Source organism: Aeromicrobium camelliae, assembly GCF_003850045.1.
In the GTDB taxonomy this organism is placed as follows: domain Bacteria; phylum Actinomycetota; class Actinomycetes; order Propionibacteriales; family Nocardioidaceae; genus Aeromicrobium; species Aeromicrobium camelliae.
The window spans coordinates 25,032-31,458 of record NZ_RQJX01000025.1; the positions used below are offsets into that span (position 1 = coordinate 25,032).

The window sequence follows — 6,427 nt, forward strand, 5'->3', positions numbered from 1 at the left end:
GTTTCACAGCGCACTTCCCTCGATTCGTTGCAGCTGACCGCTCCGGCGCGACAGCGTGGTCTGGTAGGCACGTTCGGTCTCCGCGGCGATGCGGTCCCACGAATAGCGGGCGTGGACCCGCTTCTGACCGGCCGCGCCGAGCTTGCTGCCGAGCGCGGGATCACGAAGGAGCTCGGCGAGTGCGTCCGCGAGAGCCTCCGGGTCCTGCGGCGGCACCTGCAGTCCGGTGACGCGGTCCACCACGGTGTCGATGAGGCCGCCGACGGCCGCGGCGACGACGGGGACTCCGCACGCCATCGCCTCGAGCGGCACGATGCCGAACGGCTCGTACCAGGGCGTGCAGACGACCGCGTCGGCGCTGCGCATGAGGTCGGGCATGTGGTCGCGCGGCACCTGCCCGCGCAGGACGACCTGGTCCTCGACACCAAGCTCCTGGGCGAGGGCGCGCAGCCGCTGTGCCTCCGGGTCGCTCGCGAGCTTCTCGGCCTCGGTGCCGCCGCCGACGATATGCAGTTCGACATCGTCGAGGCCGGCGTCCCACAGCAGCCGCAGCGCGCGGATCGGCAGATCCAGGCCCTTGCGGGGGACGAGACGTCCCACGGCGACGAGCCGGTGGCGGCGGAGCCGCGGTTCGGCGGGACCGGTGGTCGGGAAGAGCGACAGGTCGACGCCGCACGGCACCATCGAGATGTTGCCGGTCGGCACGCCCATCGACTTGAGCTCGAACACCTCGTCCGAGCACGTGGCGACGATCCGGTCGGCGGTCCGGCCGACCCACGGCTCCAACCACGCGCGCGCGGGCGGGCTGGTGTCATCGGCGCCCTGGTGCCGGCGCTTGACGGTGCCGAGCGCGTGGAAGGTGTGCAGCGCCGGGACCTGCGGTCCGTCCGGGCGCATGACGGCATCGAGCGTCGCGACACCCGACATCCAGAAGTGCGAGTGGACGACGTCCGGCGGTTGGGTCGCCCAGTCCTTGGCGATCTCGTCGGCGAGTTCGCTCATGTACGGCAGCAGGTCGTCCTTGGGGATGTGTCGAGCCGGTCCGGCGTCGAGATGAACGACGTCGACGCCCGGGCACAACGGCACGGTGCGGGGGAGATCAGGGTCGTCGCGCCGGGTGTAGACGGTGACGTCGTGCCCGCGTCGTGCGAGCGCCGCCGACAACGCGGCCACGTGGACGTTCTGTCCGCCCGCGTCGACGCCGCCGAGCGCGGCCAGTGGGCTCGCGTGCTCCGATACCATCGCGATCTTCATGCCAGAATCCCTTCCTCGGTGGCGAACGCGGACCGGGAACCGGCCGCGACGGACGCCAACACGTCGTCCCAGTCGTCGAGGAACCGCTGAAGCCCGAACCGGGCCAGCGCCACCTCCCGGGCCGCGGCACCGCGGCGGCGGGCCTCGTCCGGGTCGGCGACGAGCCGGGCCGCCTCCTCGAGCAGCTCCTCGACGTTGGTGGAGATCGCGCCGGCCTCCGGGGGCACGGCGCGGATCGCCTCGGTCGTGGCGAGCGCGACGACGGGCATGCCGAGGTGCATCGCCTCGATGAGGGCGAGTCCGAGTGACGTCCAGCGGAACGGATGCAGGTACACCCGGCACTGGGCGAGTCGCTCGTGCAGCCGCGCGGTGGGCAGGTCGCCGTGGACGATCAACTGGTCCGGGCCCAGACCGACCGCGTCGGGCAGCGGGTCGCCACCCATGCCGAACACCTCGATGGGCGCACGGTCGGCGAACCGGGGGAGCAGGTCGGTCCCGGCGACGCGCCAGCGGCGGACCGGCTCGTTGACGACGACGCCCAGCGTGGGCAGGTCCCCGGAGTACAGCGGCCCGGGATCGTTGACGCCGTGCTCGATCACCCGGGTCGGCGCGCGCCCGCTGTCCCACATGAGGTCGTTGAAATAGGTGACGTGGATCAGCGGAATGTCGCTGCGATCGGCCAGCGGGTGCACGCTGTTGGGCACGTCTCCCTTCGGGGTGTTGTGCTCGACGAAGACCGCGGGAATGTCCCTGCCGGGGCGGCGGCCGAGGAGCCTCTCGCATTCCTCGATCTCGTCGGTGCGCTGGAGGATGACGGCGTCGATGTCCTCGTGGCGCAGGTCCTCGGGCGCGACCTCGCGGGCGGCCGCGGGCCAGTCCCGGCCGCCGCGGCCGAGGCCCCACGGTCCGCCGTCGGGCGTGGTGGGCAGCAGGTACTCGTGCTGACCGCGGACGATCGCGTCGGTCCAGGCACCGTGGACGTGCCACATCAGGATCCTCATGCGTTCCTCTTCTCTCTGCGGCTGCTCAAGGACGGCACGCGATGGGCGAGGCGCTCGACCGCCTCGGCCACCTCCTCGGGCGCCACGTCGGCAAGACAGGGGTGGCCGGGGACGGGACAGTTGCGGGCGCGGGTGCCGCGGCACGGTGCGTTCTGATCGCCGAGCAGTTCGACCGGCACGCCGTACGGGGCCCAGCGCAACGCCGGGACGACGGGGGAGAACAGACTGACGACGGGCGTGCCGACCGCGGCGGACAGGTGCGCCGGGCCGGTGTTGCCGCTGATGAGCACCTCGGCGCCGGCGAGGATGCCCGACAGCCCGCGCAGATCCGTGCGGCCGCCGAGGTCCAGGCCGTGCTCGCCGGCCACGTAGGCGGTCAGCTCGCGCTCGCCGGGGCCGCCCGTGACGACGACACGATGGCCGGCGTCGGCCAGCAGGTCCACGGTGGCGCGGTGCCGTTCCGCGGGCCAGGCGCGCGCGGGGACGGCGGCACCGGGATGCACCACCACGTACGGGTCGGTGCACACGAGGTCGGTGACGTCAGGGACGTCGCGGACCCGAAGCAGCCCCGGATCTCCGTCCGGCAGTTCGTAGCCTGCTGCCCGTGCGATCGTGAGTGCGCGTTCGGCCTCGGGCTGGTCCTCGGGGAAGTCCTCGCCGGGCTTGAGCCGGACGTCGAGCAGGCTGCCGGCGAAGTCGACGGACGCCCCGGCGATGAACTCGACGCCGGCGAGGCGCAGCTGCAGCGCCAGTGGGAGCGGTGACTGGTGGAACGAGGTGAGGATGACCGCCCGGTCGACGTCGGCGTCGGCCACCAGGTCCTGGAGCGCCTGCAGGTGGTCGGCGGTGACCGGGGGTGCAGGGTCGACGATCCACGGTGCCGCCCAGGTCAGGACCTCGGTGACGCCGGGCAGGAGGGCGGCCGCGGGTGCGCCCTGCGGGCCGCAGAGCATGACGACGTCCCGTTCACCGTCACCGGCCACCGCGCGGACCGCGGGACCGGCGAGCAACACGTCGCCCGCGCTGTCGAGTCGTGCCACGAGGACGCGGCTCAACTCACGCCTCCCACCGCGGCCTCCTCGTTCGCCTCCTCCAGGTCGAGGGACGGGAGCAGCAGACGCACGGCTTCGGCCAACGAGCCGGCGCGCAGCGGCGCGGCGGCGATCTCCTGAGGCCGGGTGATGAGCGTGGGCACCATGACGGCGCGGGCACCGGCGGTGCTGGCCGCCTCCATGTCGGCGCCGATGTCGCCGATCATCGCGATCCGCTGCGGGACCGTACCGAGGACGCGGCAGGCCTCGCGGATCATCCCGGGAGCCGGCTTCCGGCAGTCGCAACCGTCTTCCTGGACGTGCGGGCACAGGACGGTGACGTCCACGCCGCCGACGAGTTCGGCCACGCGGGCGTTGACGGCGTCGGCCTGCTCGCGGGTGATGAGACCACGGCCGATGCCGGACTGATTGGTGACGATGCCGACGGCGATGCCCGCACGACGAAGAGTCCGGACCACGGTGGCGGCACCGGGCATCAGACGGACCTGGTCGGGGTCTCCGTTGTACGGGACATCGACGACGAGGGTGCCGTCGCGATCGAACAGCACGGCGTCGAGCGACGGCTGCGAGGAGTAGCTCATGACCTCCACATGCCCTCTGACGTGCGCTTCTAAACGTCCGGGCCACTACTTCTTCTTCTCGACAGGTCGAGTCGCGCCGTCGCGGCGGCCGGGGCATGCTTCACTGCGTGTCGCTTCCGTACTCCGATGACCGACCCGTCCTGCTGGCTCTGCGGGCGCTGAAGCTCGGTGATCTGCTGGTCGCGGTCCCGGCTCTGCGGGCCTTGCGGCGAGCGTTTCCGGAGCACCGGATCGTGTACGCGGCGCAGGGGTGGCTGGAGCCGGTGGTGCGGCTGACCGGGAGTGTCGACGACCACCTGCACGTGCACGGCCTCGACGAGCCGATCCCACTGCCGCCGGGTCTGGTGGACATCGCGGTGAATCTGCACGGCAACGGGGCGGAGAGCCGCGGGCGGTTGGAGGCGTTGGAGCCGCGGCGCCGCATCGGGCATCAGGCACCCGGATGGGAGGGGCCGGAGTGGGTGCTCGGCATCCACGAGCGGGAGCGATGGTGCCGCTTGCTTCAGGGGCACGGCATCGACGCGCATCCGGGCGACTTCCGACTGGACTCGCCGACGGCGGCCAACCCGGTGCCGGATGCCGCGGTCGTGCACGTCGGCGCCGCCTACGGCAGCCGGCTGTGGCCGCTCGACCGCTTCGCGGCCATCGCGCGCGAGCTGCGCGAGGCGGGACACCCGGTGATCTTCACGGGCAGCGAGGGGGAGCGGCCGCGAGCATCGGAGGCGGCGCGACGGGCCGGTTTCGAGGAATCGACCGTGGTCGCCGGGACGCTGGGGCTGGGGGAGTTCGCCGCGGTGGTGGCCGGTGCGGCGGTGGTCGTCGCGGTCGACACCGGCGCGGCGCACCTGGCGTCGGCGTACGGGCGTCCCTCGGTGGTGATCTTCGGACCGGCACCGCCGAGTGAGTGGGGTCCGCCGCCCGGACCCCACGTCGTGCTCACCGACGAGTCACAGCGCCGCGGTGAGGTCTTCTCCGACGAGCCCGATCCGGCGCTCCTGGCCGTCACGGCCGCCGACGTCCGCGCCGCCCTCGTCGAACTCGGCGTCCTCTAACCCCGGCCCTCCGGCCCTCCGGCCCGAGATGTGGTCAGTTTCGGGTCAGGACAGCCCGTCGGCGTGACACGAAGACGACCACATCTCGCGGCGGAGCCGCGCGGGTCTCAGCCCTCGGACGGGTAGGTGTAGAAGCCCTCGCCGGTCGCGACGCCGAGCTTGCCCTTGTCGATGAAGTTCTCCTTGAGCAGCTTGGCGAACTTCTGCGAGGTCTCGTCGCCCATGATCGACACGTTGTAGGCGGTGGTGAGGCCGACGACGTCGAAGATCTGGAACGGGCCGAGGGGAGCGCCGGTGCCGATCCGCCAGGTCTTGTCGACGGTCTCGGGGTCGGCGACACCGTTCGCGTACAGCGCGCCCGCGGCGTTGAGCAGCGGCACGAGGAGCGAGTTGAGCACGTAGCCGGGCTGTTCCTTCTTGATCTCGATCGGGACCATGCCCTGCTCTTCGGCGAATGCCACGACCTTGCGGTACACCTCGGGGTCGGTCTTGGAGGTCCCCATGACCTCGGCGGTGTTCATGGCCCAGATTCGGTTGGCGTAGTGCAGCGCGAGGAACTTTTCGGGACGGCCGGTCGCCTCCATGAAGCTGCTGGGCAGGAGCGTGGAGGAGTTGGTGACGAAGACGGTCTTCTCCGGCGCGGCCTCGCCGACCTTGCGCCAGGTCTCGTTCTTGATCGCCGGGTCCTCGGGGACGGCCTCGATCACGAGGTCGGCGTCTTTCACGGCATCGGCGATGTCGGTGGAGTAGCGAATGCGCTCGAGCGCGGCGGCGGACTTGCCGCCCTTGGCGCCCTCGACCTCGGCGTCGTAGGTCTTGGCGAGGCCGGCGAAGCGCTCCTTGGCCTTGGCGATGGCGTCGTCGTTGATGTCGTAGGCCGTGACCTCGAAGCCCTGATACGCGCTCTGGTACGCGATCTGCGAGCCGAGGACGCCGGTGCCGAGCACGGTGACGTTGGTGAAGGTGTTCATAGGGTGGTCCTTTCCGGGGTGGGGTCAGACAGCCGCGTCTGGCCGGGTCGGCCGGTGCGCGCGATTGCGTGAGTGTCCGGCGGTAACGCTGTGAACGCTCAGGCCGGTTGAGGCGAGAAGGGGCGGAGGGAGCGGCGCCGCTATTGGCAGCATGCGGTGGAACGCGCGAGAGGCTGGAACGTGCAGCGGCTCGAGGCGTTCGCGCCGCCCGGCGAGCGGGGCGCTCATCTGCTCATCTCCTCAGTGATCGGAGTGATCACTCTCATTTCCGAGCCTAGTCCGGCCCGCTGGGGCCACAAGTCGAGCGCGTGTGAGATGCCAGACCTCCCTGCCGGCGGCGGCGAGGGGTGCGCTAGTATCGTCGAGTTGTCACGGGCTGTGGCGCAGCTTGGTAGCGCACTTGACTGGGGGTCAAGGGGTCGCAGGTTCAAATCCTGTCAGCCCGACCATTGTGATGTCTCAGGACATCTGCAAGGTCCGAACCTACGGAAGTGGGTTCGGACCTTGTTGTTTTTG

General features: G+C 71.1%; 6 protein-coding genes and 1 tRNA gene. 2 read left to right on the forward strand and 5 right to left on the reverse strand.

What is annotated here, in order from left to right:
• Positions 1 to 3: 3 nt before the first annotated feature.
• Genes EHW97_RS14405 through EHW97_RS14420 form a run of 4 tightly spaced genes read right to left on the reverse strand, consistent with a single transcriptional unit; the run spans position 4 to position 3,888 of the window.
• Complete coding sequence (locus EHW97_RS14405; protein ID WP_124237869.1) at positions 4 to 1,254, reverse strand: glycosyltransferase; 1,251 nt, start codon at positions 1,252 to 1,254, stop codon at positions 4 to 6.
• Positions 1,251 to 2,255: a glycosyltransferase gene (locus tag EHW97_RS14410; RefSeq protein ID WP_124237870.1), complete on the reverse strand. Its 1,005-nt coding sequence runs from the start codon at positions 2,253 to 2,255 to the stop codon at positions 1,251 to 1,253. Before EHW97_RS14410 ends, EHW97_RS14405 begins: the two co-directional genes overlap by 4 nt.
• Positions 2,252 to 3,295: a glycosyltransferase family 9 protein gene (locus EHW97_RS14415; protein ID WP_243696471.1), complete on the reverse strand. Its 1,044-nt coding sequence runs from the start codon at positions 3,293 to 3,295 to the stop codon at positions 2,252 to 2,254. The genes EHW97_RS14410 and EHW97_RS14415 overlap by 4 nt, the downstream gene beginning before the upstream one ends.
• 11 nt (positions 3,296 to 3,306) lie before the next feature.
• Complete coding sequence (locus EHW97_RS14420; protein WP_124237872.1) at positions 3,307 to 3,888, reverse strand: D-glycero-alpha-D-manno-heptose-1,7-bisphosphate 7-phosphatase; 582 nt, start codon at positions 3,886 to 3,888, stop codon at positions 3,307 to 3,309.
• A gap of 107 nt (positions 3,889 to 3,995) precedes the next feature.
• Here EHW97_RS14420 and EHW97_RS14425 point away from each other — a divergent pair, with 107 nt between their 5' ends.
• Positions 3,996 to 4,940, forward strand: coding sequence for a glycosyltransferase family 9 protein (locus EHW97_RS14425; protein WP_208002070.1), 945 nt, complete (start codon positions 3,996 to 3,998; stop codon positions 4,938 to 4,940).
• Between the two features lie 107 nt (positions 4,941 to 5,047).
• Here the strand turns inward: EHW97_RS14425 and EHW97_RS14430 are convergent, their stop codons facing one another.
• Complete coding sequence (locus tag EHW97_RS14430) at positions 5,048 to 5,911, reverse strand: 3-hydroxyacyl-CoA dehydrogenase (RefSeq protein WP_124237874.1); 864 nt, start codon at positions 5,909 to 5,911, stop codon at positions 5,048 to 5,050.
• Positions 5,912 to 6,283: 372 nt separating this feature from the next.
• On the opposite strand from EHW97_RS14430, the gene EHW97_RS14435 reads away from it, so the two are divergent.
• Positions 6,284 to 6,360, forward strand: a tRNA-Pro gene (locus EHW97_RS14435).
• Positions 6,361 to 6,427: the final 67 nt, after the last annotated feature.

Bases quoted from the DNA above. Each gene is read 5' to 3' on its own strand.
- EHW97_RS14405 (WP_124237869.1), bottom strand. From the start codon at position 1,254: ATGAAGATCGCGATGGTATCGGAGCACGCGAGCCCACTGGCCGCGCTC.
- EHW97_RS14410 (WP_124237870.1), bottom strand. From the start codon at position 2,255: ATGAGGATCCTGATGTGGCACGTCCACGGTGCCTGGACCGACGCGATC.
- EHW97_RS14420 (WP_124237872.1), bottom strand. From the start codon at position 3,888: ATGAGCTACTCCTCGCAGCCGTCGCTCGACGCCGTGCTGTTCGATCGC.
- EHW97_RS14430 (WP_124237874.1), bottom strand. From the start codon at position 5,911: ATGAACACCTTCACCAACGTCACCGTGCTCGGCACCGGCGTCCTCGGC.